This window comes from Nostoc sp. 'Peltigera membranacea cyanobiont' 210A, assembly GCF_002246015.1.
In the GTDB taxonomy this organism is placed as follows: Bacteria; Cyanobacteriota; Cyanobacteriia; order Cyanobacteriales; family Nostocaceae; genus Nostoc.
This window is the reverse complement of the sequence record NZ_NOLJ01000008.1, coordinates 37,137-62,158: the sequence shown is the minus strand read 5'-3', so window position 1 is coordinate 62,158 and position 25,022 is coordinate 37,137. Positions and strand designations below refer to the sequence as shown.

General features: G+C 41.5%; 28 protein-coding genes. 15 read left to right on the top strand and 13 right to left on the bottom strand.

Features of this window, described 5'->3' with window-relative positions; genetic code table 11:
• Window positions 1–143: 143 nt before the first annotated feature.
• Window positions 144–1,385 (top strand): phosphotransferase family protein, encoded by a 1,242-nt coding sequence (locus CDG76_RS24785; protein ID WP_094351565.1) that lies wholly within the window; start codon window positions 144–146, stop codon window positions 1,383–1,385.
• A 61-nt stretch (window positions 1,386–1,446) separates the two neighbouring features.
• Window positions 1,447–2,532 carry a T3SS effector HopA1 family protein gene (locus CDG76_RS24780; protein ID WP_094351564.1) on the top strand — a complete coding sequence of 362 codons (1,086 nt, stop codon included), beginning with the start codon at window positions 1,447–1,449 and terminating at the stop codon, window positions 2,530–2,532.
• Between the two features lie 76 nt (window positions 2,533–2,608).
• Here CDG76_RS24780 and xth read toward each other — a convergent pair whose 3' ends face one another.
• Window positions 2,609–3,391, bottom strand: a complete 783-nt coding sequence (xth, locus tag CDG76_RS24775; protein WP_094351563.1) for an exodeoxyribonuclease III — start codon at window positions 3,389–3,391, stop codon at window positions 2,609–2,611.
• A gap of 457 nt (window positions 3,392–3,848) precedes the next feature.
• On the opposite strand from xth, the gene CDG76_RS24770 reads away from it, so the two are divergent.
• From CDG76_RS24770 to CDG76_RS24750, 5 genes are all read left to right on the top strand, one after another.
• The gene (locus tag CDG76_RS24770) at window positions 3,849–4,919 is read left to right on the top strand and encodes a glycosyltransferase family 4 protein (protein WP_094351562.1); all 1,071 of its coding nucleotides are present in this window, start codon (window positions 3,849–3,851) and stop codon (window positions 4,917–4,919) included.
• 56 nt (window positions 4,920–4,975) lie between these two features.
• Window positions 4,976–5,176, top strand: a complete 201-nt coding sequence (locus CDG76_RS24765; protein WP_094351561.1) for a hypothetical protein — start codon at window positions 4,976–4,978, stop codon at window positions 5,174–5,176.
• 210 nt (window positions 5,177–5,386) lie between these two features.
• Window positions 5,387–6,409 carry a zinc-dependent alcohol dehydrogenase gene (locus CDG76_RS24760; protein WP_094351807.1) on the top strand — a complete coding sequence of 341 codons (1,023 nt, stop codon included), beginning with the start codon at window positions 5,387–5,389 and terminating at the stop codon, window positions 6,407–6,409.
• A gap of 69 nt (window positions 6,410–6,478) precedes the next feature.
• A complete protein-coding gene (locus CDG76_RS24755; protein ID WP_094351560.1) occupies window positions 6,479–6,739 on the top strand; it encodes a hypothetical protein in 261 nt (86 codons plus the stop codon).
• Entirely contained in the window at window positions 6,729–7,175 is a 447-nt protein-coding gene (locus CDG76_RS24750; RefSeq protein WP_094351559.1) for an HNH endonuclease, read from the top strand. Before CDG76_RS24755 ends, CDG76_RS24750 begins: the two co-directional genes overlap by 11 nt.
• An 18-nt stretch (window positions 7,176–7,193) precedes the next feature.
• Here the strand turns inward: CDG76_RS24750 and CDG76_RS24745 are convergent, their stop codons facing one another.
• Complete coding sequence (locus CDG76_RS24745) at window positions 7,194–7,775, bottom strand: hypothetical protein (RefSeq protein ID WP_094351558.1); 582 nt, start codon at window positions 7,773–7,775, stop codon at window positions 7,194–7,196.
• A complete protein-coding gene (locus CDG76_RS24740; protein ID WP_223265368.1) occupies window positions 7,738–8,232 on the bottom strand; it encodes a Panacea domain-containing protein in 495 nt (164 codons plus the stop codon). The genes CDG76_RS24745 and CDG76_RS24740 overlap by 38 nt, the downstream gene beginning before the upstream one ends.
• Window positions 8,233–8,399: 167 nt before the next feature.
• On the opposite strand from CDG76_RS24740, the gene CDG76_RS24735 reads away from it, so the two are divergent.
• Entirely contained in the window at window positions 8,400–9,164 is a 765-nt protein-coding gene (locus CDG76_RS24735) for an ABC transporter ATP-binding protein (protein WP_094351556.1), read from the top strand.
• A 65-nt stretch (window positions 9,165–9,229) separates the two neighbouring features.
• Here the strand turns inward: CDG76_RS24735 and CDG76_RS24730 are convergent, their stop codons facing one another.
• Window positions 9,230–9,760, bottom strand: a complete 531-nt coding sequence (locus CDG76_RS24730; protein ID WP_094351555.1) for an orange carotenoid protein N-terminal domain-containing protein — start codon at window positions 9,758–9,760, stop codon at window positions 9,230–9,232.
• Window positions 9,761–9,982: 222 nt separating this feature from the next.
• On the opposite strand from CDG76_RS24730, the gene CDG76_RS24725 reads away from it, so the two are divergent.
• Window positions 9,983–10,357: a hypothetical protein gene (locus tag CDG76_RS24725; protein WP_094351806.1), complete on the top strand. Its 375-nt coding sequence runs from the start codon at window positions 9,983–9,985 to the stop codon at window positions 10,355–10,357.
• A gap of 297 nt (window positions 10,358–10,654) precedes the next feature.
• Here CDG76_RS24725 and CDG76_RS24720 read toward each other — a convergent pair whose 3' ends face one another.
• Together CDG76_RS24720 and queG are read right to left on the bottom strand one after the other, a co-directional pair.
• Entirely contained in the window at window positions 10,655–11,290 is a 636-nt protein-coding gene (locus tag CDG76_RS24720) for an HAD-IA family hydrolase (protein ID WP_094351554.1), read from the bottom strand.
• Complete coding sequence (gene queG, locus CDG76_RS24715; RefSeq protein WP_094351553.1) at window positions 11,265–12,239, bottom strand: tRNA epoxyqueuosine(34) reductase QueG; 975 nt, start codon at window positions 12,237–12,239, stop codon at window positions 11,265–11,267. Before queG ends, CDG76_RS24720 begins: the two co-directional genes overlap by 26 nt.
• 238 nt (window positions 12,240–12,477) lie before the next feature.
• Between queG and CDG76_RS24710 the strand changes: the two genes are divergently transcribed.
• A complete protein-coding gene (locus tag CDG76_RS24710) occupies window positions 12,478–12,909 on the top strand; it encodes a ketosteroid isomerase family protein (RefSeq protein WP_094351552.1) in 432 nt (143 codons plus the stop codon).
• Window positions 12,910–13,109: 200 nt separating this feature from the next.
• On the opposite strand, the gene CDG76_RS24705 is transcribed toward CDG76_RS24710, so the two are convergent.
• From CDG76_RS24705 to CDG76_RS24695, 3 genes are all read right to left on the bottom strand, one after another.
• Entirely contained in the window at window positions 13,110–13,535 is a 426-nt protein-coding gene (locus CDG76_RS24705; RefSeq protein WP_094351551.1) for an ATP-binding protein, read from the bottom strand.
• A gap of 3 nt (window positions 13,536–13,538) precedes the next feature.
• Window positions 13,539–15,212, bottom strand: coding sequence for a SpoIIE family protein phosphatase (locus tag CDG76_RS24700; RefSeq protein ID WP_094351550.1), 1,674 nt, complete (start codon window positions 15,210–15,212; stop codon window positions 13,539–13,541).
• 163 nt (window positions 15,213–15,375) lie between these two features.
• Window positions 15,376–16,095, bottom strand: coding sequence for a response regulator transcription factor (locus CDG76_RS24695; protein ID WP_094351549.1), 720 nt, complete (start codon window positions 16,093–16,095; stop codon window positions 15,376–15,378).
• Between the two features lie 423 nt (window positions 16,096–16,518).
• On the opposite strand from CDG76_RS24695, the gene CDG76_RS24690 reads away from it, so the two are divergent.
• On the top strand, window positions 16,519–17,274 hold the full coding sequence (locus CDG76_RS24690; RefSeq protein WP_094351548.1) for a WecB/TagA/CpsF family glycosyltransferase: 756 nt from the start codon (window positions 16,519–16,521) through the stop codon (window positions 17,272–17,274).
• A gap of 205 nt (window positions 17,275–17,479) precedes the next feature.
• Complete coding sequence (ftsE, locus tag CDG76_RS24685; protein WP_094351547.1) at window positions 17,480–18,226, top strand: cell division ATP-binding protein FtsE; 747 nt, start codon at window positions 17,480–17,482, stop codon at window positions 18,224–18,226.
• 91 nt (window positions 18,227–18,317) lie between these two features.
• Here the strand turns inward: ftsE and CDG76_RS24680 are convergent, their stop codons facing one another.
• Both CDG76_RS24680 and CDG76_RS24675 read right to left on the bottom strand, forming a co-directional pair.
• On the bottom strand, window positions 18,318–19,091 hold the full coding sequence (locus tag CDG76_RS24680; RefSeq protein WP_094351546.1) for an armadillo-type fold-containing protein: 774 nt from the start codon (window positions 19,089–19,091) through the stop codon (window positions 18,318–18,320).
• A gap of 186 nt (window positions 19,092–19,277) precedes the next feature.
• Complete coding sequence (locus tag CDG76_RS24675; RefSeq protein ID WP_094351545.1) at window positions 19,278–19,862, bottom strand: hypothetical protein; 585 nt, start codon at window positions 19,860–19,862, stop codon at window positions 19,278–19,280.
• A gap of 613 nt (window positions 19,863–20,475) precedes the next feature.
• On the opposite strand from CDG76_RS24675, the gene CDG76_RS24670 reads away from it, so the two are divergent.
• Window positions 20,476–21,372 (top strand): alpha/beta fold hydrolase, encoded by an 897-nt coding sequence (locus CDG76_RS24670; protein ID WP_094351544.1) that lies wholly within the window; start codon window positions 20,476–20,478, stop codon window positions 21,370–21,372.
• A gap of 145 nt (window positions 21,373–21,517) precedes the next feature.
• Here the strand turns inward: CDG76_RS24670 and CDG76_RS24665 are convergent, their stop codons facing one another.
• Complete coding sequence (locus CDG76_RS24665; protein WP_094351543.1) at window positions 21,518–22,051, bottom strand: DUF4330 domain-containing protein; 534 nt, start codon at window positions 22,049–22,051, stop codon at window positions 21,518–21,520.
• A gap of 393 nt (window positions 22,052–22,444) precedes the next feature.
• Between CDG76_RS24665 and CDG76_RS24660 the strand changes: the two genes are divergently transcribed.
• Entirely contained in the window at window positions 22,445–23,308 is an 864-nt protein-coding gene (locus tag CDG76_RS24660) for a M48 family metallopeptidase (RefSeq protein ID WP_094351542.1), read from the top strand.
• Between the two features lie 191 nt (window positions 23,309–23,499).
• Here the strand turns inward: CDG76_RS24660 and CDG76_RS24655 are convergent, their stop codons facing one another.
• Entirely contained in the window at window positions 23,500–24,255 is a 756-nt protein-coding gene (locus tag CDG76_RS24655) for a metallophosphoesterase family protein (protein ID WP_094351541.1), read from the bottom strand.
• Window positions 24,256–24,525: 270 nt separating this feature from the next.
• Here CDG76_RS24655 and CDG76_RS24650 point away from each other — a divergent pair, with 270 nt between their 5' ends.
• Window positions 24,526–24,810: a DUF2470 domain-containing protein gene (locus tag CDG76_RS24650; RefSeq protein ID WP_094351540.1), complete on the top strand. Its 285-nt coding sequence runs from the start codon at window positions 24,526–24,528 to the stop codon at window positions 24,808–24,810.
• The last annotated feature ends 212 nt before the right edge of the window (window positions 24,811–25,022 follow it).

Here is a 25,022-nt window from a genome sequence, read left to right as displayed (position 1 = left end):
AGATATTAGTAGATTGTAGAAATCTTTATTGTTATTCATTCACATCTCTCTTCTTGCATTAGTTCCTATCTACTGAAAACTCTTAAGACCAAGCAAATTTGACACGATAAGTTTAAGTAATTTAATGAAGTAGGAAATAATACATGGTATTATCACTGTCTTCTCATAACGTTATCCAGTATCTGCAAGACGCGGGTCTGTGTAGCTCAGAAGATGGCCCATCAGACAAATCTGAGTTGCCAGGAAGTAGTCAGAACAATTTCAATTTACTAGTGACTTTAGCAGATAATCGCCAGCTGCTCATTAAACAAGAATGTAACGTTAACAACAATGACGGCGCGCCTCATGAATTGTTTCAGGAGTGGCTGTTTCACCAGTTGCTACAACAGTTTCCAGTTCTAGGTAATACTTCAGCAATCGCGCCATTGGTAGTGCATTTTGACGAAGAAAATTCGATTCTTGTCCGTAGCTACTTGAATGAATATCTAGAGCTTGCGACATTGTACCACAAAAATGAGATTTTTCCACAAGAAATTGCCTCTGCCATCGGCACAACTTTGGCGGGACTGCATCGCGCCACCTACAACCGCCGAGAATATCGGGATTTTATGGCAACTGCTCCCCAAGGAGAGTTTCGCTACGGGTTTTACAATCCAGCCCAAGGGGTAGGGCCGATTGGGCCGGAGATTTTTGGGACTGTTCCCACGGATGCACTAAAATTCTATGTTCTTTATCAACAATACGAGAGTTTGGAATCTGCGATCGCAGATTTGGCATATAGCTGGAATCCTTGTTGCTTAACTCACAACGACCTGAAATTGAACAACATTTTGGTGCATTCCAGATGGGAGCAATTAGACAATTGTCTTATACGACTAATTGACTGGGAAGCTTGTTCTTGGGGAGACCCAGCCTTTGATTTAGGAACTTTACTGGCAAGCTATTTAGAAATTTGGCTTAAGAGTCTGGTAGTAGACCCCACCATTGAGTTAGAAGAATCTCTACATTTGGCGTTAACACCGTTAGAGATTTTACAACCTTCAATTATTGCCTTAATTAGGGCTTATATAAATGCTTTCCCAATGATTTTGGAATACCGCAGTGACTTTATTTCGCGGGTTATCCAGTTTGCGGGGCTGGCACTAATTCATCAAATTCAGGAGATGATTACGTGCCGGAAACACTTTAATAATGTTGAACTCTGTATGCTGCAAGTAGCTAAAAGTTTACTTGTAATGCCAGAGCAAGCTGTACTGACCATTTTTGGGATGTCAGAGTCAGAAATCCTGAATCCTGTGGCAAAGATTCATAAATTTCCTCAGCCTGTAAAGGAGCAGCAGTTACTTCGGATTTATTACGAAAAAACTCGGCTACGTGGTTGTTAATACTAAAGGATAAAACTGCTCTACAGCACCAGTCATAAATACTTCAAGTCTGAATGGATTAATGCTAAATTCCTCTATTAATCAATCGCTAAATTCTCTATTTGATATTGCTCAGAATATCCAGATTGAGTCTAATTTTTGTATTTACCATCCCAATTATCAACCCTTCGCTCTGCCGACTAAAATAGCCGATAGATTTCAGCAAAATTCCGTAGATTTACAACAGAAGTATCTTACTCTCCTGCTGCGAAATTTTCTCTATGGAATCTATTACAATGGCTCTCTGCAAAGTACTTTGGCAGTCAATACTGATAATACTAATCAACCGCAAAAGCATAATTTAGCAAATTCTATTTTGGAGATTGACTGGGACTTTTACGAACAACTGCACGCCAGTAATCACGGCATAGGTTACTTTGACCCTCGATGGCAGGTGTTGCGGAGAGAACCTGATGGGACTATGGCTGTGACTAAAGGCGGTTTAACACTTTATGTTGAGCCAGATTGCCATCTAGAATCCAGTAAGAAATCTACCAAAGTGGGTGACATGGTAGCAATCTGGATGCCCAAAAATCGACTGCAAAACGGCTCTTACTTAGCAGTTAGCAATGTTGGACAGGAACGGCAAAGCAACCCAGACGCCGATTTAGGAGCAGGGCGAATCTACTTTAACTTTACGGCATCTGGTGCGATCGCTCTCATGGAAAGCTTGACACTGCAACTAAATGCAGCCTCGATTCCCTTTAGCTTTCAGGTTCTCCACAACCCTTCTGCATACGGACGCTATGATTCGGGGCTACTTTACTTTGAACTCCCCGACTATCCAGCAATCCGCACAATCCTTCAGACTGTTTATATCGAAAATCAATCCCATTTCCAGCCCGAAATTCCCTTGTTTACCAAATTTTTAGCTCCAGGGTTAGGTTTAGCTGAAGAACCAACCCAAAAATTTGCGGCACAAGAAAGTTTTGGGATGAACCGTTGCCAAATCGTCGCAAATGCTTTGTTGGAAGCTTGGCAAAAAGGTAAAAATGCGATGGAAGAAAGGATGAGGGTTATTGACCAACACTTTGCGCGACACCTAATAGATTTACAACGTCCTTATCTCAATCCCAGTTCTGAGGATATATATAAGCCGTTAAATTGATGGAGAGTGTGAAAGAGGCAGGGGAGCAGGGAGCAAGGGAGAAGAATTTTCCCCTCTGCCTCTTATCCATGCCAATTCAAAATTCCACAATTACCGGCACATGGTCGCTAGGTTGAGTTAACTTTCTGGGTGCGACATCAATGATACAATTTGTAGCACGCTCATACAGGATGGGCGTAAGATAGTGATGGTCAATTCGCCAACCTAAGTTGCGACGAAAAGCGGCGGAGCGATAATCCCACCAGCTATAATTTCCGCCTTCTGTGGTGAATTTGCGGAAAGCATCGGCAAATCCCAGTGCCAGAATATCCCGTAAGGCTTGGCGCTCTGTTTCTGTTGCCATAATGTGATTTTCTGTACTCACTTGCTCGTGAATATCCTTATCTTCCAAGGCGATATTGAAGTCGCCGCATACACAAATTGCAGATTCTGACAACACCAGCAATCGCAAATACTCGTGTAGCGCTGTCAACCACTGCAATTTGTATTCGTATTTCTCCGTTCCTACCGCTGCGCCATTGGGAACATATAAGTTTACAATCCGAATACCATCAACTACACCTGTAATCACGCGCTTTTGCTCGTCCCATTCGTGGTGTAAACCTGGCAAAATTGCCCTAAACCCGCTACTAACATTTACGAGTGGCTGGCGGCTAATCAGGGCTACGCCATTATAAGATTTCTGTCCTGACATATAAATGTTATAGCCTAACTCCTCAAAAGGCGATCGCGGAAATTCAGCATCCACAACTTTGGTTTCTTGCAAGCAGAGAACATCAACGGGATTTAGGGTTAACCAATCGATAACCTGTTCAAGGCGAGTGCGAATTGAGTTGACGTTCCAAGTAGCGATTTTCATTAGTTAATTATCAGAATTTTTGTAAATTACTAATTACAAATTATGTAATTATTGTACAATTACTTAATATTTATATTTTCTGTTATCTTTCCCAATTACCTTTAAATGAAGCTTTAATGGCTTGATCCCATTGAATATTTTAGTATTGTCAGCTACAAAACATTCAATTTTGTAAGTTCTGCTACAAAACATTCTACCTCTTTATGATCCCCAAGACAGATGCAACAAATAATAGATTAGCTGTACGGTTAGAAGTGTAGCTCAGAGTTGAGTTTTGCCGATAGTCAGTTAGATTTGTTGGTAGAAAATTTGCGGTACGGTTAACCGTTATTGCGCTTTTGATAGCCTGTTAGGTTAATTTAAATGTCAAAAGAGTAAGTAGAAATGCTCTTTACTCATAAAATAATGATCTAGCTGATTATTGAGGACAATTTCATAGACTGAACCAGAAAAACTTATGAAAATCGCTCAGGTTGCCCCCTTATGGGAAAGGGTTCCACCTCCTAATTATGGAGGAATAGAACTGGTAGTGAGTCGCTTGACTGATGAACTTGTTCGTCGCGGTCATGAGGTAACTTTATTTGCCTCTGGTGATTCTCAAACTTTGGCTCATTTAGAAGCAGTTTATCCACGTGCATTACGCTTAGACCCAAATGTGAAAGAGTATGCAGTGTACGAAATGCTAGAACTAAGCCAAGTTTACCAGTATGCCGACCAATTCGATATTATCCATTCTCATGTAGGGATTTCGGCATTACCTTTAGCGACTTTGATAACAGTAACTCCTACAGTCCACACCCTGCACAATAATTTTACAACTGACAACCGTCACGCATTTAGCTACTACCAAAAGCAACCATACATCAGCATTAGTAATTCTCAGCGTCAAATCGATCTTAATTATGTTGGCACGGTTTATAACGGAATTGAGCTAGCAGATTACCCATTTGTAGCTCAACCCTTAGAACCTCCTTATTTAGCATTTTTAGGTCGTTTTTCGCCAGATAAAGGCCCGCACCATGCGATCGCCATTGCTAAACAAAGTGGTTGGCGGTTGAAGATGGCAGGGAAGGTTGATGCAGTTCACTCTGAGTTTTTTGAACAAGAGATTGTCCCTCACATAGATGGTCAGCAAATTGAATATCTCGGTGAAATTAACCACACTGAAAAAACTGAACTTCTGGGCAATGCTGCCATAACTCTTTTCCCGATTAGCTGGCAAGAACCTTTTGGTTTAGTAATGATTGAATCAATGGCAACTGGTACGCCAGTAATTGCCATGAATTTCGGCTCCGTACCTGAAGTTATTGCCCACGGTAAAACAGGTTTTATCTGCAATAGCTACGCAGAAATGGCGGCAATGATTCCACCAGCTTTGGAACTCAATCGTGAAAACTGTCGAAAACACGTAGAAAACAACTTTAGCGTTAGCCACATGGTTAACGGATATGAAGCTGTTTACAGACAAATTATTAAAGACCGCATAGAATCGAATGGCCGCATTCATGCAGCCAACATTCAATTTTAATCAACTGCTTTTTTGACTTAGTTTAAAACAACAATTTTTTGAAGGAGGACATTGGTATGAGTACGAGAGCCAACACCTGCCCATGCTGCGGTGGTTCCCTCCTGCGTCATGCCCGTCATGGTGAACTATATTGGTTTTGCCTGTCGTGCCGACAAGAAGTACCACTATTAACTGTACCGCTATTAAATACTACTCGCCTGCCTAATGTGGAAACCCGGAACACTGGAGTGGTTCCTCAGCCAGCGGTGAATACCTAGTACCGCAAGGCGGAAGTCAAAAGTCAAAAGTTTTGTATATCAAGGCTTTTGCAAGTTTTCAAATGGTAGGTTGATTTACGCCGCGCTGTACTAGTTTTTCGCTATTTTCGATTCATAAAAGCTTACTATAAATCAAGACTAATTTGTTTAAACCTATCAACCAACTTCAACTGGTAAAATCAGATGAAGCTAATTGATAGGTTTAAAGTTTTGTTAGCAGCGTTACTTCATGGTCAAGAAGATTTACGCCTAGAGGAAGTTTCTGACCCCACTCCGGCGGCTGGCGAAGTTGTGATGCAAGTGGGGGCAGCAACAACTTGTGGTACAGATTTGAAAGTCTGGCGGCGTGGTGGTCATGCCAGGATGCTGATCCCGCCGACGCTATTTGGTCACGAAGCGGCTGGGCGAATTGTTGCTGTGGGTGCAGGGGTGACAAATTGGCAAGTAGGCGATCGCATCGTTGCGAATAATTCTGCTCCATGCATGAAATGCTTTTTTTGTCAACGTCAAGAATATTCTTTATGCCCAAATTTGACATGGAATAATGGTACCTTTGCCCAATACCTGAAAATTCCTGCACCGATAGTAGAGCATAATTTGTTGCAGATTCCCGATGAGTTGCCGTGGGAATTGGCAGCGATGACGGAACCTTTAGCTTGTGTGTTGCATGGTGTAGCGCGTTCTAATATTAAGCCCAAAGATAAAGTAGTCGTCTTGGGAGATGGAGCAATTGGGCTGATGTTTGTGGCGGCGTTGAGTGAGAAAGCTGAAGTTTTGCTGTGGGGAGGTAGTAACCACAGGTTAGAAATTGGTCAAAAATTGGGTGCAGCCCAGACCTTTAATTATCATCAAATTCCAGATATTCCCAGTGTAGTGAAAGAACTTACCCAAGGATGGGGTGCAGATGTAGTAATTGAAGCTACTGGTGTCCCAAGCGTTTGGGAAACTGCGATCGCTTGTGCCCGTCCTGGTGCAACAGTCAACTTATTTGGTGGATGTCCACGGGATACCAGCATTACTGTGAATACAGAACAGCTACACTATAGCGAACTTACCATCAAAGGCGTGTTTCATAATACACCAGAGTATGTGCGATCGGCCCTTGCACTCATAGCTAGTCGTAAAATTCCCTTTGAGTTACTTATTAGCGAACAACGACCATTAAAAGATTTAGAACAGGTGTTTTCTGATATGAAGGCGCGTAAAGTAATTAAGGTAGCAATGATTCCTTAGTATTTTGGCAGCCAATTCATAGGGCACACTACAATGACTATAGCACCACAGACTTAGGGCTAAAGCACTATGAATCCTCAAGTCATTACCCCAGTATTGATGATTGAACCCTCATCATGGCTCCGCTCTGGCATTACCATTGAGAAAGTTGATAATGTTAACCTTGCTAAGTTCACAGATGAGTTACATACTCGTCTAGAAGAATTGCTTGAGAAACGAAAATCTGGATTGCTGACTCCTGAAGAAGAAGCAGAATATGCTGGAATTGCTGAACTAGAGCGCATCCTGACTTTTATTAACGCTAAACTGATTGCCAGTCGTGGGTGTTAAAGATGGCACTCGGCAATTTGTGCGCGAAAGAGCTAAATATCTGTGTGAATATTGCCACTCTCCAGAACGCTCCAGTTCAGATCGCTTCACAATCGATCATCTCATTCCACAATCATTAGGTGGCTCAGATGCAGATGACAATTTAGCTCTAGCTTGTCGTCGCTGTAATGAGCGTCGTTACAACTTCACAACTGGCGTTGATCCTGAAACTCAGCAAGAAGTCGCCCTATTCAATCCTCGTCAGCAACAGTGGGTAGATCACTTCATCTGGACAGGCGATGGACTAAAGATCGTTGGCAAAAGTGCTACAGGTAGAGCAACTTGTCATCGACTAGATATCAATGATGAATTTCACAACCAAGGATTTATCCAAGAATCTAGGCAGTTATGGATACAAGGAGGGTGGCACCCACCTGTAGACGATCCTCGTCTTTGATGCCTGAACTAGCGATGTCTATAGCTGCCAACATCGTGCAACAAGAATAAGACAACGATCTCCTATAAAAAGGTATGGCGCAAAACCACAATTTGAGTCATCATCATCTTCCATCTTGTAAAAGATAATCTCGTCTCCTAACCAAGGTTGCACAGACTTGAGCCATATATTAAGTGCTTCCTCTTCTGACTCATCTGGACGGAATATATCTTGCATCCAAATTGCAAAATCAAGCGCCTCAAGCACCTCGGCGGAATCTTGCATATCTTCCTCAGTCCACCATTCAGGTAATTGGGAATAATCATAGTCATTTGGATAAAGATTTCGGCAAAGTGTCAATAAATCAATAATTTCAATTTCTGTAGTCTCTTCGTCACAATCAAATAGGGTAAAGTCTTCAGGTTTTGTAAAAACTCGAATATCAACCACTCCGTGGTTCCAGGTTTTTCTGCCACCTAGCATTATATCTAGAGATTTTTGCATTGCTGCATCAAAACCAAAGTTTGGAATTATGTATGTATTGCCAATTTCGATAGCCTCATTCGCGTAGGATTTAGCAGTTTCACCATGCTGCTGAATTAGTTTTTCCAAATTGATCATCTGTGATGTTTTCTTCGTCGGCACGAGATCCGTAGTACTCCTTCATCCACTGTTTCTGAATAACTTCGTTGGAAGCTTCATCAAGTGGTAGATTTCCTCTACCCAAATTCCAGGGTGTCTCGGCATGAGTCATCTGCTCTAGTTCATAACCATCACAAGCAAAGTATTCTTGTGCAACCTCATCTAGAAACTCTTGAACCTCTTGGGGTAATTCTGGGTTAGCATCTTCTAAAATTGGTTGCCATCCAAAAAGCCTATACTTCTGGTACAACGCAGGTATCACAGGGCCATGTATCCAGGCTTGAAAATCCTCTGGGAATAGAGGAGTGTCATTGATTGCAAGATGCCAAGCCTGAGCATAGTACACAAGCTTTTGCAGCTTTAGATTACTGATAAAAGAGCCTGTTTCATTTGCTAACCAGATAAAGTAATCTGCTACGTTAAAACATGACAACACTACAACCACCCCCTTCAGTATGCTAGATAATAGTTAGCTTTTATTTGCTCTACTACATCACCTTAAAGAGTTATCACAGCAAGAGCTTGGAAGAATTTCTCTGCTTCTTATAGTTTAATTGAGCGATCGCTATAATTGCATCTCTACCAAATAATAACTAAATCCTTATGGCAAACACTATTTCAATTACCGATTCTCTAGTTCCTAACCCCGTCCCTAAATCAACAATTATTCGTTTGGAGAATATCTTTAAAATATATGGCAGTGGCGAAACTGAAGTTAAAGCACTTAACGATGTGAATTTAACTATCCACGAGGGCGAATATTGTTCAATTATGGGGCCTTCTGGTTCAGGTAAATCCACAGCTATGAATATTATTGGCTGTCTAGACCGACCCACAGGCGGACATTATTACTTAGATAATATTGATGTGGCACAAATGGATGATAAATCCTTGGCACACATCCGTAATAAAAAGCTGGGTTTTGTCTTCCAGCAATTCCATTTATTACCCCAACTCACAGCATTAGAAAATGTGATGCTACCAATGGTCTATGCTAGTGTGAGTCCGAAAGAAAGAAGCGATCGCGCAACAGAAGCATTGACGCGAGTAGGTTTAGCAAATCGCCTTAACAACAAACCAACTCAACTATCTGGTGGACAACAACAAAGAGTAGCGATCGCCCGTGCGATCGTCAATCGTCCCGTGGTACTCCTCGCCGATGAACCCACAGGCGCACTTGATTCGCACACAACCCAAGAAGTCTTAGATATTTTTGGCGAACTCAATGGCAGTGGAATCACGGTTGTTATGGTGACACATGAACCAGAAGTTGCCCGTCAAACCCAGCGCATCGTTTGGTTCCGTGATGGTCAAGTAGTACACTCCAACCTCACCCCAGCCGACTTGAGTCAGTTAGCTGTCTCGTAGTTTGTTAAAGTCCGCAGAGGCGGACTTTGGTTTGTGTAGCCGCGATTTCTAATCGCCAAAGCTGATTACAAACTTGATGTTTTTCCAGTTTCTGCTTGCGTTGCGATCGGCTTAACATCCGTGTAACCCACTTCACCAGCTATTGTCCGAAACACTGACATTTGCTCTTCAAAATCTAGTCCTTCAATTTCGGAAAGCAGATCGTTAACTGCCTTACTTGCCTGGTAGCTAGCTGGCATTCCCACCACCGTATCCCCCATAGCTACCGCCCAAGCATACCAAACTAGCAGCTGGTTGTTTTCTTTTATCGCCCCATAAGCACGGGAATATTCTGTGTCTTTGCGGTTAACGATATCCCGCATAATATCTAGTTGCTGCTCATCGGATAATTTAAAATAATCTCCGAGCAGAATTGGTGCTAACTCTGGTTCAGCCGCAGCAGGAACCGCTGGTGTGATGGAATCACCCATTTTTTCATAAACAAAATAGAACCAAGCTAATTTGGCATCGGTATCTAAAGCGTTAAACCCATCCACAAATTTTTGAGTTTCATTGCTCTGAGCTTGAGAAATACTTTTGTCGTAACTTGCAGTCATAATTTTATTTCCAAAGAAATTTTACACATCAAACAAAGGCTTACCAAAGTTTGAGCATCAGATTCTACTATCGATAGAAAGAGTTATATTAATTGCAAATTCCAGTTTTAATCTACCTTTTAATAGAGGTAAAGTCTCTCCCAAGGGAGCATGGAAAGAACTAATTACTTTGCTATGCTCTTTCAAGTAAGCAATAAAAAATTTAACCTAAGGATTTTAATTATGCCTGATGAAGTAAAGCCCAATGTTAATGAAGCTCCCACCCATGAGGCCCAATTAGCTGCTGAAAGCATAGCTAGTGGTGAAGAAAAAGCACCAACGGTAGATTTTGATGCTGATTATGCAGCTGCACAAAAATTCAGCGTGAGTGAAATCGATCGCACAGCTGAAGGTGGAGCAGCAGCCGAATCTGCTACTGCACCTAAATATCAAACCTCTAAGCCACAAGAGACAAGAACTCAAACACAGTCAACTGGCAATCCTGATGATTTTATACAGTTAGCAAAAGAAGTTGGGAATTCTCAGGCTGGGGATGCAACTAATGTTAGTGATGATTTAGTAAAACAAGCTTTAGAAAAGGGTGAACGGAAAAATTAATTTTTCCTGATATCTTGCTAAACCTCGTCTACGTTGAGAACCGTAGTTTTGTAGGTTGGGTGCAGCGATAGCGTAACCCAACATAAAATTTGGTAGTAATGTTGGGTTGCGTTTCACTCCACCCAACCTACATAAATATATCTTTTAAAAAACTCTAGGTTTCAACATAGATGAGGTTTATTTTGTCAGATGGGCAATGTCACCAATATGAAAGAAAATTGAGGTTCTCGGCATTGGTAGACATTGCCCCCTCTACTGTTTTGAACTATTGTTAATCCGCTTTTGACTATTTATTAGTTAACGACTGTTCATCACTCCTAGTAGTTCGCTAGGTTGCTGAATTAAATAATCTGGATTTTGCTTGGCTAGTACTTCCGATGAGTTAAAGCCCCAAGTGACTGCAATCACTTGGATATTTGCTTTTTTTGATGCTTCTATGTCTCTGGTTTCATCTCCAACATAAATAACCTCTTGAGGTTTGAGTTGTTTTTGCCTCAAGACATTATTGATGATAGTTGTTTTGCCAAAAATTGTAATTCCTGAGTAGATAAAGTCAAATAGGTGATTTAAATCATTGATTGTGAGGAATTGCGTCACATTTTCTTTAGAATTAGAAGTGATAATACCTAGTTTATATCCTTCATTTTGGAGTTCTGTTAATGCTTCCTTAATACCCAGAATGGGCTTTAATTCTGGGATTTTGTTTTTTAATTCCCCTTTAACTTTTTTAACTAAAAAAGGGATCTTAAATAGAGAAACTCCTGAGTACTTAATGATTTCCCTAGATGTTAAGTTCTTGAGGAAGGATAATTGTTCTGGGCTTATTTGTCTATAACCAAAGTCTATAGCTAAACGATTAGCAATACTTACAAGGGCATCTACTGTATCAGCAATTGTGCCATCAAAATCAAAAATAATTACTTTCTGGGTCATTCTTCTGCCTGGATGCGTCAAGATTAGCTAGGGCGTTGCGTCGTAACATTTCTGGCTTAATCCGCCGCAAGGCAGATGCTGGAAATCGTTTATCCCACTCCCGATCTGAGATTTGGGCTAATTCTAGCAGGTGGGGAGCAATATTCCCAGGATAAGGCTGAAACTCTTCAATATCAGTTGTTTGGGCAAAACGTTGATTCCAAGGACAAACATCTTGGCAAATATCACAACCAGCAACCCAGCCTTGCAAATTAGATGCGATCGCTTCTGGCAATTCCTTGTCACGATTTTCAATCGTATGATAAGCAATGCAGCGATTAGCATCGACAACAAAAGGCTGAGTAATTGCACCTGTGGGACAAGCCTGAAGACAACGAGTACAGCTACCGCAGTGTTCTGTGTGTGGGCGATCGCTCTCTAATTCTAAATTTGTCAACACTTCTCCCAAAAATACCCAAGAGCCATATTCCCGTGTAATCACATTACCATTCTTGGCAATCCAACCAATTCCGGCAAGTTGAGCCAACACTTTATCTGGCACCGGGCCAGTATCTGCATAATAAAGAGCTAATACGCTTGGATCAAGTGATTTTAGCCATATAGATAGCTGCTTGAGTTTTCCATGCATCACCTTGTGATAATCCCTTCCCCAACCATAACGGGAAATTTTGGCGTATTCCTCACTTTCAGGACGTTGATGTGGTGTGTAGTAATTCAGCGCTACACACACTAGCGATCGCACCTCTGGCATCACTAAGCGGATATCCTGACGCTTTGGATTAGCCATCCATTTCATATCAGCCTGATAACCTAGTTCAATCCATGCTTGCAACCTCTGGGCTTCTGTGGCATTTATCCGATCTACAGCAGTAATTCCAACTTTGTGAAAGCCCAACTCGCTGGCTTTTTCTTTCACCAGACTGCTGCTCGTTACAGAATACTGATTCATTTTTTTATCTGGATTTTGCCCAAATAAAGGCGCTTTAATTATATATTATGTAGCCAATACATTTAATTAAGATTTGTTACCTACCCAACATATAGCCTGTCTTAAGGTGCGTAGCAGTTCAAGACTTCCATCGTTAGAAAGATTTATTAATATGTAGCAATCTATCTCAACAGCAGCTTTTTTTTTACTTATTTTTGTATTGAAATTAATATTCAGATAGCATAATACAGGTAATTTTATGACCTCTGCTGAATTTATATCGCCAGCGCAGTTTAAAGAAGAATTCCAGATTGAGGGAATTACAGAACCAAGCGTACTGCGTTATTTTGAAACCTTAAATGCAGGAGAATTTGAGGCAACTGCTGCCTTATTTGCGATAGATGGTGTAATGCGTCCGCCATTTGAATCTGATATTGTGGGGACAGATGCGATCGCAGCCTACTTAAAACAAGAAGGTCAAAACATCAAAGCTTACCCGAACACAGGAATAGCCGAGACTTTAGAAAATGGTGATATCCAAGTCCAGGTAACAGGCAAAGCACAAACTTCGTGGTGTAGTGTCAATGTCTTGTGGCTATTTATCCTTAACCAACAACGGCAAATTTCTTATACTAGAATCAAACTTTTAGCTTCTCCTAAAGAGTTACTTAATTTACGTCGCGAAAAGTAAGTAGCAAATAACTACAAAGGGCAAAGTTTTAAACCAATATTTCTCACCCAGTCACACAGAATTCATGGATTTATTCTGAACGGTAGTTGCTACCCTATGGGAACGCTAACAGCCAACAAGTCAGGATAACGCAGTACCTCCCTCCTGAATTCTGAATTCTGACTCATAAATAGCATGACTTGAAAAATAGTCACTTTTGTCTATTGGACTAATTCGGGTAAAGTAGCTTCTAACTTCAGACAGTTGGCGCCATTAACCTGCAATTTGTAATCTACTTTATCCATGAGACGATTCATAATCAGCCAACCATAACCACCTTCTTGCTTTTCCATCGGGTTTGGAGCGTAGTAGTTAGACATATCAAAGCCTTCGCCGTAGTCCCAAATTTCTAGGGCAAAATCCCGGTCTTTCACTTCTAAACGTAGTAAAATGGGTAAATTTGGTTGATCCTTGTGGGCGTGACGGACTGCATTAGAGTAGGCTTCCACTAAAGCCAGTCTCAAACGACTTGATTGGCGCGACCAATCCACAGATTCCCCTAGCTGAATTTTCAAACATCCCAACAACCAGTTTTCAACAATATTCAGAAAATTCAAGTCGCTTGGTACATGAAGCTCACTTTTCATGACTTACAAAATCTCCAGTGAAAGTATAGTTTGATCGTCTTCTTGAACGTGATTATCTGCCTGGATGCGAGCTAATAAATGGTTAAGAGAAAGTGGTTGTTGCTCTTGTTGTAAGAGTTGCCAAAGACCATCTTGATTCAGCATCGAACGGTTCACTGACTCAACCCCAGCCTCAGTTTTTACTGTTGAATCAGGATTATTTGATACCATTGCTTCTGTAATTCCATCGCTGGCTAGTAACAATGTGTCTCCAGCAGCGAGAACCAAGCGACCAGACTGTGCCTGCCACTTAGGCAAAATCCCCAAAGGAACGCTGCGAACTTTCAAGTAATTGGGGTTTTCGGCTAAAGCACCTTGGCGTGACCATAATATTGGATAAATATGACCGGCATTAGTGTAGACCAGTTCCTTAGTGCTAGGGGTATAACAAGCTAACACAAGAGTGACAAAATAATTGTTGCTAATTAAATCTTCACTGAGAGCGTGGTTGAGGTTCTGCATGACCACATTCGGCTCTGCTGGTGTCTCTTGAGATAATTCTCGGCGCAAAACTGAAATAATACTAGCCATAAATAAAGCTGCTGGGACGCCCTTGCCAGAAACGTCACCCACTGCCAGCCACAAGTCGCCTTTAGGATGGACAAAAACTTCAAAAAAATCGCCTCCGACTTCGCGCGCCGGATAGCAGCAAGCTTGTACCTTTACACCTTTAATATCAGGTAAACTTTGGCGTAGCAGGTTGTATTGAATTTGGCGAGCCACCTCTAACTCAGTGTGAATCTGTTGTTGCTTTTCTTGGAGACGTTGGTAGAGTTTTGCTTGAGAGAGGGCTAAGGCTGCTTGTTCGGCCACACCTGCAATTAGTTGGATGTCTTCGTCTTCCCAAGGGCGATCGCGTCCCCATTGGTGGAGGGTCAGCACAGCCAACAGATGCTGATGGTAGCTAAGTGGCACAACTAAGTGGTGACTAGGATTACCGTTATATATATCTTGAGCAAGTTGATAATGACGGGTTTCCAGCACCTTTTCGATTAAAACACTGGAGTCGAAGACGGAATCTAATACATCAGATTTCGGATCGTGGTAGAAAAACTCGTCTTGTGTGAGGCGATCGCCCTCTACTGGTTTGAGCAAGCAACTGGTAGCTTCAAATGTTTCTCCAATAGTTGCGACAATTTTTTGCAGCATACTATCGTAGTCTAAAGATTCCCGAATTGCTGTTGTTACCGCATTAAACAAAGATTCTCGCCGTAGGGCCCGACGTAATTCTTGGGTGCGCTTCTTAACTAGGCGATATGTATCAGTAGCTTGCTCAACTAAACCTCTGAGCCGTTCTGGATTCCAGGGTTTGGTAATGTACTTGAATACCTGACCGGAGTTAATCGCATCTACCAAATCTTCGACATCAGTAAAACCAGTTAACAAAATCCGAATCGTGTCTGGAAAGCGCTCTACGGTGCGACTAAAAAATTCAGTCCCATTCATTTCTGGCATTCTTTGGTCAGAAATAATTACCGCCATTTCGCCAAATTGATCCAAGATTTCCAAAGCACCAAAGGCATGATTGGCTTTATATACTTGAAAATCTCGCCTAAAAGTGCGGTAGAGTAAATCTAGGTTATCTGGCTCATCATCTACCACCATGAGCTTAGGTTTGTCCGTACCAATCTCAGCCATATTTGACTTTTGTTTTTATATATTTGAATGGCGAGATAACATGATGTTTATCCCACCTAATAAATAAGAGAAAATCAGAAAAGCCATTCACTTTGAAAAGTTATATTTTCAAAGTTATGAGTTTCCCTTGATTATCCTCAATCGAGCCACACCAAAATTAAATTTATCCAACTAACCCAGAACGCAAGGCGCGGACTGCTGCTTGGGTACGGTCATCGGCACATAGCTTATTCAAAATATTGCGAACGTGAGTTTTAACAGTGCCAACTGTGATGTAAAGTCTTTCCGCAATTACTGCATTACTACAACCTTCGACAATCAACTGTAACACTTCCAATTCCCTTTCTGTCAGGGTGTAAGGTTGAATTCCTTCCAGATTCTCAAAAGTATCAGGGTTAGGAGCAATAGTCTTGGAATCGACCAAAACCGATTCCAACTTTTGAGGATTTTGTTGCGCTTGTTGTAATACAATCCGAGCGATCGCTGGATCGATCCAGGCGTTGCCATTGTAAGTTACTCGTACTGCTTCCAGCAAATTATCAAATTTGATATCTTTCATACAGTAAGAGTCTGCACCAGCGGCAAAAGCTGCCAACACCGCTTCTTTGTTATCCCGCAGCGTCAAAATTAATACTTTTGTAAGTAGCTGCTGGCCATTAGTAGTAGATTTTACCTCCCGTGTTAACTCAATGCCATCCTTATCTGGTAAACCAATATCGACAATGGCAATATCTGGTTGTAGCATTTTTAACATTTTTAGACCATCAGCAGCATTAGCAGCTTCACCTACAACTTCAATTTCATCCTTTTGCTGTAGTGCTGTACGAATACCCACACGAGTTAGGTCATGATCTTCAATCAGAGCGATACGAATTTTACTCATAGCCAACTTCAGCCCGTTACACTATAACCATAAAGTTGAGTTTCGTGACATACTCCCACACTAACTGCAAGCAGTATAGTGGGGGCTTCTATTCCCGGAACCAGAGTTGCGAGTTGAGCGTTTTATACTGAGTGAATATTACACTTTAACAATAAAAGTTGGACTGGTTCAGCCCAAGTACAAGCGCCCAAGATTAATAGACAGAGGAGTGAAATTAATTATGTGTTATCTAAAACCCTTAGATATACGTAGCAAGGCTGCGTATATACATTCTTGTTCACTCTTATGTCTATTTAGTTTAATTATGCTTACTCTCGTTGCAGGGCAAAGGGGAATCTCTTTTGCCTAAGTTCTAATATAAAAAAATTTGATAAACTTAACATTCATGCAAAATCTGGTGTGAGTATTACTTAAGAATAGGCTATGTCTAACGGCAATCAAGCATTTTCAGTGTTGGGAATACCAGTTCATGTGATGGCTGACTATCCAGGCTGGTTGTTAGAATGCCTGCACACAGGCAGAGGAACTCATGTCGTAACGCTCAATGCAGAAATGACTATGCAGGCAGAGCGAAATCAATTATTAGCTCAGGTGATTAAAAATGCTGAACTGGTGATTCCAGATGGAGCTGGGGTTGTTCTGTATTTACGATGGCTGTTATGGCAAAAAGTGCAGCGTTTTCCAGGGATTGAATTAGCAGAAAAACTTTTGCAAGCACTTGGGCAACAGAATACAGGGACAAAGATATTTTTCTACGGAGGAGCGCCTGGAGTAGCAGCAAATGCGGCAGATTTTTGGCAGCAGCAAATTCCAGGTTTGAATATAGTCGGCACTCACTCAGGCTACCATTCTCCAGAAGAAGAAGCACAATTGCGACAAACTCTTGCTCAATTGCAGCCACAAGTGATTTTTATTGGTTTGGGAGTGCCGCGTCAAGAGTTATGGATTGCCGAAAACCGCCATTTGTGTCCTCAAGCAATTTGGATTGGCGTTGGTGGCAGTTTTGATATTTGGTCGGGAACTAAAACTCGCGCTCCCGCCTGGTTAGGAAATAATAATTTGGAATGGTTGTATCGACTTTATCAAGAACCTTGGCGCTGGCGCCGGATGTTGGCTTTGCCAGCGTTTGCTGTGAAAGCGTTTGTTTATCGTTTGACAGCAAGGGGTGCAATTAGTTAAGAGTGCTGTTAGCGGATAGCTAAGGTTTAGCCCGTGCTGAGTTCTGGGTGTTCCTACTTAGTTAGTATTAAAGTCTTGAAAAAATTTTAAATTTTCTTTGTTGAAATTTAAATTCCCAGGCGAAACCTGGGAATCCTTATTTTGGGGAGAATGTCACATCTAAGCAGTCAAACTGTTTGGTTGTGGGTATGAGGAAAGTTTAACAATGCCAGTATTAACAACTCAAGTTAAGAAAGACTTTTCCGTTCGCGGAGAGGACAGTGAAACTCAACAGCACGGTAGCAATACTACTACAAAGGTACAATTGCAATCTGTAACCAAGACTTATGCTAACGGCACTCACGCCTTATTGAATGCAAACCTTGAGGTAAAAAAGGGAGAATTTCTGTTTATCACGGGGCCAAGTGGTTCTGGTAAATCAACGCTCTTGAAACTGCTGTATGGCCAAGAGTTGCCTACCCAGGGAGAAGTAATTGTTGATGAATGTAATGTAGCGGATTTGCGGGGCGATCGCTTGTCATTATTACGGCGACGGATTGGTATTGTGTTTCAAGACTACAAACTGATTACCCAACGAACAGTAGCAGAAAATGTCACTTTTGTGCTGCAAGCTCAAGGGTATACCCGTAAAGAAATTCAACGACGTTTAGAACCAACCCTAAAGCTGGTAGGTTTGCTGAGTAAAGCTGATTGTTTTCCAGATCAACTGTCTGGAGGAGAGCAACAGCGGGTGAGTATTGCCCGTGCGATCGTTGGTACACCACCCCTACTGTTGGCCGATGAGCCTACTGGAAATCTCGATCCAGATAATTCCTGGCAAGTAATCCAGATTCTCCAGAAGTTAAATTCCTTTGGGGCTACGGTGATTGTTACCACCCACGATGAACAATTGGTACGGCGGTGCAATAATCCGATAGTGCAAGTTTGTAATGGAAGCTTGTCTCGAAAATAGTTATTTGTCATTAGTCATTGGTCATTAGTCATTTGCAAAGGACAAAGGACAAATGACAAAGGACAAATGACAAAGGACAAATGACAAATAACTAATAAACGTGGTGTTTGACTTTTGCTGATACGGGTACGAAAGGTACTGCTGTTTTGAGGGGTAGCACTTGTAGGCGATCGCAGGCTTGTAAACTCTTAAAAGCTGCCTCTCGCACTACAACTTCTTCCTCTCGACTGAGTAGGAGTTGCAAGCATTGGACAATATCTTGCTGCACTGAAGAGTCAACTCGCTTACGGCTGATGAATTTACTGAGTTGACCTAGAGCAATCAACCGCTTCAATGGATCTTTTTCTGTTAAATTCATCAACAACCGATCGAGGTGGTCTTCTTCTCGATTTTCATAGAAGTTGACAATTTGCCATACCAATAAAATTAAAGTTAACAGGGTTCCCACACCTTGCGCGATCGCACCAGCGGCAATCCAGTGACTGTGAGAATCAACCCATATCGCTGCTGCCATGTAAGTGCTGACAGTAGCAATACCACCACTGATGACTGCTAAAGCTAACCGACGATTTGAACTATTTAAGAAATTACGTATTTTTGACCAGCGCAATTGCCAGTCCCACTCCTGCATTGAGTAAACCAATACCATTACTCCAATGCCGATTAAGAGAGCCAGTAGCAGTTTCCAGTTCCACAACAACATGGCAATGATAATTGTCAGGAACCCAAGAAAGCCCCCAGGGCCAGAGAAACGTTTAAATGTTTGCTGCTTTATGGCTCCCTTTGTCTTGAATTTTGGAAGCGACCAGTTCCAGTTGGGGATTTGGTTGATCAATTGCTGCCAAGAAGACGAAGCCTGTGCCACAGTGTTTACCTACTTGATTACGAAATTACCTATTGTATAAGTTTTACTATGGATGAAGGAAGGATGAAGGCTTAAATCACAAAATGCCCGATTTTATAGACGGATAGTAGACGAATACAGCATAGCGCAAATTAAGATACAATTTTCAATTGCTAAGAGCAAGGGCATCTTGTACGTAAGTCTTAGTTAAAGACAAAAACGAAAGTTATCAAGGGTGAATTGCCCATCAAAAGTACAAAAGGTAACGCTGTAAATGTTATTCACATTTATAGATAATAAGGTATTAGGGGAGATTGACGAGTCGGAATTGGCAAGATTAGAGCCTGGTAGTGCAGTTTGAGCGAGTAGTTGCCGATCGCGATCGTAGGCGGAAAGCACTAGCCGTTGCGAACTAGTGACAAAGGCACTAACCGAATTAACTGGACGCAAGAAAGTAGCTTCTAAAAATCCGCTTTTGGGCGCTCCCATTAAGACTATTAGCCCTGAATAGGTTGGAAATGCTGGATTTGATGGCTGTATTGCTAGAGAATTGTGAAAAATGACTCCCCAACGTTCATATTGACGCTCTACTGCTTCAAAACACTTCAAGTCTTCTAAGTCTAAACAAATACAAGTAGGTACAGTAAGTTTGGCAGCATCAAAAACTGGCTCGACCTGACCCCGCCTAGCTGAAGCTTTAATTTCGTTTTGTATATTCAAGTTGTCAAGCGCAAATTTAGCGTCTTCAATCGTTGGTAGTTTATTTGATTGAAGAGTAGCCTGCTTTACCATGACATCCCGCCTTACTATTACTTAGATAAAAATCAGATTAGTTATACATCAAAAGCTGTGTTTTCTACATATATAAGTAGAATTAACAGCTTATTAAAATAAGCCTTTTAACTATTTTTGACGTGTTGACGCTCAAAATTATTTATCGGTTTTTTGATAGACTACCATAAAAACTTATGCTGGATTCACGCTGGAGCGAGCCTCGCTACCATGAAAAACCCTTATAGAACAGTAATTTCAACGTTCGATTACTTTATTTTTATGAAAAAAAGCACCAAATCTTTACAAGTAATCCAGTAATTTTATATCTACTTAATCTGACGCTAGCGAGAAGTCTGAGAGTGATTGGTTCGCTGATAATTACAATGAGTAGCGAGTTTGAACTAGACACATGAAAAGTGCTGAGTAAAAAAACTGCCTACAAGGGACGTTGCTCTTGCTAAGTACGCAAGTCCTCAGTGCTTGTTAATTTACTTAGCACTAAGTGCGGTAAACATCTAGGGTGACGAAAGGGGAGGCGGATAAATTATCGAATCTTCTCTTTGTGTGCCTGCCTCCCAGGTATTGTGTCTTACTTCTGCCAACGAATCACTACAGTCAACAAAAAATACTTATGTTTCAACCACTAGGATTTGAACAACGCTCTATAGATACCTCACTAGGTAGAATGGTATATTATACTGCTGCTGGAGCGCCTTGGGAGGATGATGTGACAGCCAAAGACGATCGGGAAACTTTGGTATTCCTGCACGGCTTTGGTGGTGGGTCTTCTGCTTATGAATGGTCGAAAGTTTATCCGGCTTTTGCGGCTGAATATCGGGTCATTGCGCCAGATTTGCTCGGTTGGGGTAGGTCTGAACATCCAGCACGGAGTTATAAAGTTGAGGATTATTTGACCACGATTCGGGAATTTTTCGAGCAAACTTGTACTGGGCCAGTAACAGCGATCGCTTCTTCTTTGACCGCAGCATTTACAATTCGGGTAGCAGCAAATCGTCCTGATTTATTCAAGTCTTTAATTCTTACCACCCCCGCCGGACTTTCTGACTTTGGCGAAGACTACTCCCGGAGTTTTTTTGCCCAGTTAGTTAGCGTTCCCATTGTCGATCGTTTACTTTACAGCACTGGAATTGCTACTAGTGGTGGTATTCGCAGCTTCTTAGAACAACGGCAATTTGCTCAATCCAATCGAGTCTACCAAGAAATTGTAGATGCTTATCTAGAATCTGCTCTACAGCCTAATGCTGAGTATGCAGCACTGTCCTTTGTCCGTGGCGATTTGTGCTTTGATTTATCCCTTTATATTCAACAATTAGCCACTCCCACCGCCATTATTTGGGGAGAAAAGTCAGAATTTACAGGCCCCTCAATTGGTCGCCGCCTTGCTGAAATCAATCCCCTAGCAATCCGATTTTTTCAACAGTTGGAAGATGTTGGATTAACACCACAGTTGGAATTGCCAGCAGTGACAATCGGGTTAATTCGCAAATTTTTGCCTTTGCTTAATTAACATGACTAGTAGAGACGCAAAATTGGACTGGGCTTCTCTACGAGACGCTCCGCGAATGCTCCGCTGCGCTAACGCGTCTCTACATTATTTTTCACCAGATGTTTAATAAGATTGCTAGAGAAAATTATCCACAAAAGTGATAATACTATTTGTCTTTCAATCTGATATCAATGACAGTTGCATTGAAGTTGTAGTTAAAGCCTTCTAGCTCAAATGGCATCCCAATTTTAACTTTACTGTTACCCAAAACTGGTCCGCTTTCAGTAACTTGAGCTTTGCCATCTAAAGTTAAAAGAAAATCTGCACTATAATTGTTGCTTTTGGGATCTGGCAGTTCTTTAACAGTACCATCCGGCTGGAAAACATTGATTGTTCTAGGTAGCTGTTGAATAGATTTAATTTCAATCTGTCCGTAAGGCTGATTGCGGATAATCACATTGGTTTTTCCACCTTTTTTTAAACCATTGTCAATTAATTTTTCCGGGTCGCGTACATTCAAACCACGAACTACTAAGTCTACTTCTATAGGTACTGTTTTCGCACCAACTTGGGCAACAGAACCAGAAGTGCCAGGAAAAACAAAGATGCCAAAGATAACTAGCAGAATTACCAGTGCAGCACCTAAATCGAGGAGATTAATTTTGCCAAACAAGCGACCTTTTGAATCTAAAATAGCCATAAAAAGTTTTCCGATGTAATAGTGAAGTAATGGATTGTAGCCCGAAAGTTTTCGATGGAAACGGTAATTTTCCCTATTTGGTAATAACTCAAAGTATTCGGGGGTTGCGGTTATGCGACAGTTTATCACAAGTTCGTAATTTCCGAGGCACGGCAGCTAACCCTCAAACTTTTACCAGTTAATACTGACGCACCTAGAAAGTAAAATCTAGTGTTTAAGCCTATCTCTAGAGAGAATCCCTAGCCTCCCGCAATTCGGTAGATTTGCATCAAAATTATCTGTATGACAACTCCTTTGATCTTGAGTTAAGAATGCAACTTAGGATACTCTAAATCCGTCTTATAATTTGTCCCCTCATTTTATGTTCTTCCGAAATAATCTTCAGAGTGTATTATGTTCAATTGGAAAGGTTTTGCTGCAAATTACCGTGTATGGCGGCGTCGCTGGTTTTATCCCCTAATTTCAGTGGTAGTCGCCCTGAGTCTGTGCCTGAGTACACCTTTACCTGGAAGAACTTTAGACTTCTTGCCTCTTATATTGCAGGGAGTCCAGGTACTTCAGCTTTCTAATATATCCGATCGCCAGGAAACTGATATTGGCAAGCAGATTAATCAGCAAATACTAGGGAGTCAAATCCGACTTTACCGTAATTCTGAAGTTAATAGCTATGTCGAACAAATCGGTCGGCGTTTAGTGGCTAGTAGCGATCGCCCCAATCTTCCCTTTACGTTCCAAGTAGTTGAAGATGATGCTATTAATGCCTTTGCCACTTTAGGAGGTTATGTATATGTCCATACGGGTTTGCTGAAAGCCGCCGATAATGAAGCGGAACTCGCAAGTGTCATCGCCCATGAAATTGGTCATATTGGCGGGAGACACCTGGTTAAACAGATGCGGCAAAAAGCGATCGCTAGTGGTTTAGCATCAGCAAGTGGTTTAGATCGCAATACAGCTGTGAACATTGGTGTAGAACTTGCCTTGAATCGTCCTCGCAGTCGTCAAGATGAATTTGATGCCGATCAAAGAGGGTTAAGAACTTTGACACGCGCTGGTTACGCCCAGTCTGGGATGGTTTCTTTTATGCAAAAGCTGCTGAAAAAGGGTGGTTCTACTCCGACATTTTTGAGTACTCACCCCGGAACTAGCGATCGCATTGATGCCCTCAAACGTGCAATTAACTCTCAACCTAGTAATGGAAAATCTGGCTTGGATAATGCTAGTTATAAAGCAAATATTAGACCATTAGCGAAGTCTTGAGGAAATTGCGAAAGAGGAGGCAGGAGGCAGGAGGCAGGAGGCAGAAGGCAGGAGGCAGAAGGGAGCAGTTAGGAGGCAGTATTTCGACTACGCTCAACAATCAGACAGGGGGCAGAAGTTCTTTAATTTTGAATTTTGAATTTTGAATTTTGAATTTTGAATTAATTTCTCCCCCTCATTTCAAATATTCCTTAATTCCTATTGCGGCGATCGACTTTAATTTTGGCTGGATCAATGTTAATTACAACCTCTTCTAAAGGCAGGGTACGGACATAGTTTTTAAAGATATTAACTTGATAAACCAACTGATTTGTGACATCTAGTCCAGTCAACCAGCCACTCCGGGGATGATAAGCGCCAGTATCTATGTCTAACCATCCCTTTCCTTGGGCCAGTTTACCAGGAGAAACACCCGGCAGGGTAAAGGTAATGGTGTGACCGATGATAATTTGTTTATCTGGAAAGTAGGGTTTTTCAATACTGTGAAATTCCTCTCGTATCCAGCACAGTTCATCGGCAGTTTGTTCTGTCACCGACTTGGAAGGGTCAACACCAGCATGAGTTAACCAAATATCCCCTAAGTCAAGGTATGTAGGCAAAGTTTTTAACCAATCCAGATGGTCATCAGGAATTGGAGCCTCTTGGTAACTGGCCACGGTAGCTTGCCCTCCACCAAACAGCCATGCTTGCATCGTCGAGGAGGAAGTCCTTTCATTCGTCAGAATGTTTAGTAACATCTGCTCATGATTTCCCAACAAACATGAGTAGTTATTTTGCTTGACAAAATTAACTACTTGTGCGCTATGAGGGCCGCGATCGATTAAGTCTCCCAGAAAATAGACTCGATCTTCTGACGTGGGGGCGATCGCCTCCAACAATGTCATTAAACCTTCATAGTGTCCATGCACATCCCCAATTACAATTCGTCTGGGGCTAATTTCGCTCATTGTCTCTTAGCTGCAATAGTTTTGGCTAATACTTCTGCTACAGTTTACGCTGTCTGGTTTCCGCAATGAAAGGTAAAAATACTGGATAATGTTTATTTTAATTTAATTCTTGTACGAGTAATAAACTTAACTTATCAAATATATACAACGGCAATTGTTTTTCAAATATAACTTATAATATCGATGGTGTAAGACTAGCTTTTTCTGCTAATTTAAACTACTTAGCCGAGAATTTAGGCTCTTGCCATATTCATCACTTTTAAGTTCACAATGTCTAATGGTTTCTCTGCTGAAATTAGTTCGCGCATCTGCAAGCACATGAATGACGATCATGCTGATGCTGTAGTTATTTATGCTAAAGCTTTTGGTGGTGTTACTGATGCAATCGCAGCCGAAATGCTGTCAATTGATGCACAGGGTATGGATTTAACAGCGCAAGTCAATGGGGAAACTGTACCAGTTCGCATTCAATTCGATCGTGTTTTAGTAGATGCGGAAGATGCTCATCAAACTTTGATTGCAATGGTGAAGCAGGCGCGGGTAAAGGCTAAATAGGAAATGACAAAGTAATTGACACTAAATCTGCGATACATTTAATCACATATTTTTGTACATATAGCAATACTAGACTGGGGAAAGGTTAAAGGGAAAGGGAAAATTCCATACCTTTACGCCTTCCCCTTTTCCCCATTTCTACAAGAAGTCTACTGAATCATATTATGTCCGCTTGATTACTTATTAAACCCGAAGAACCCCACCCCCAACCC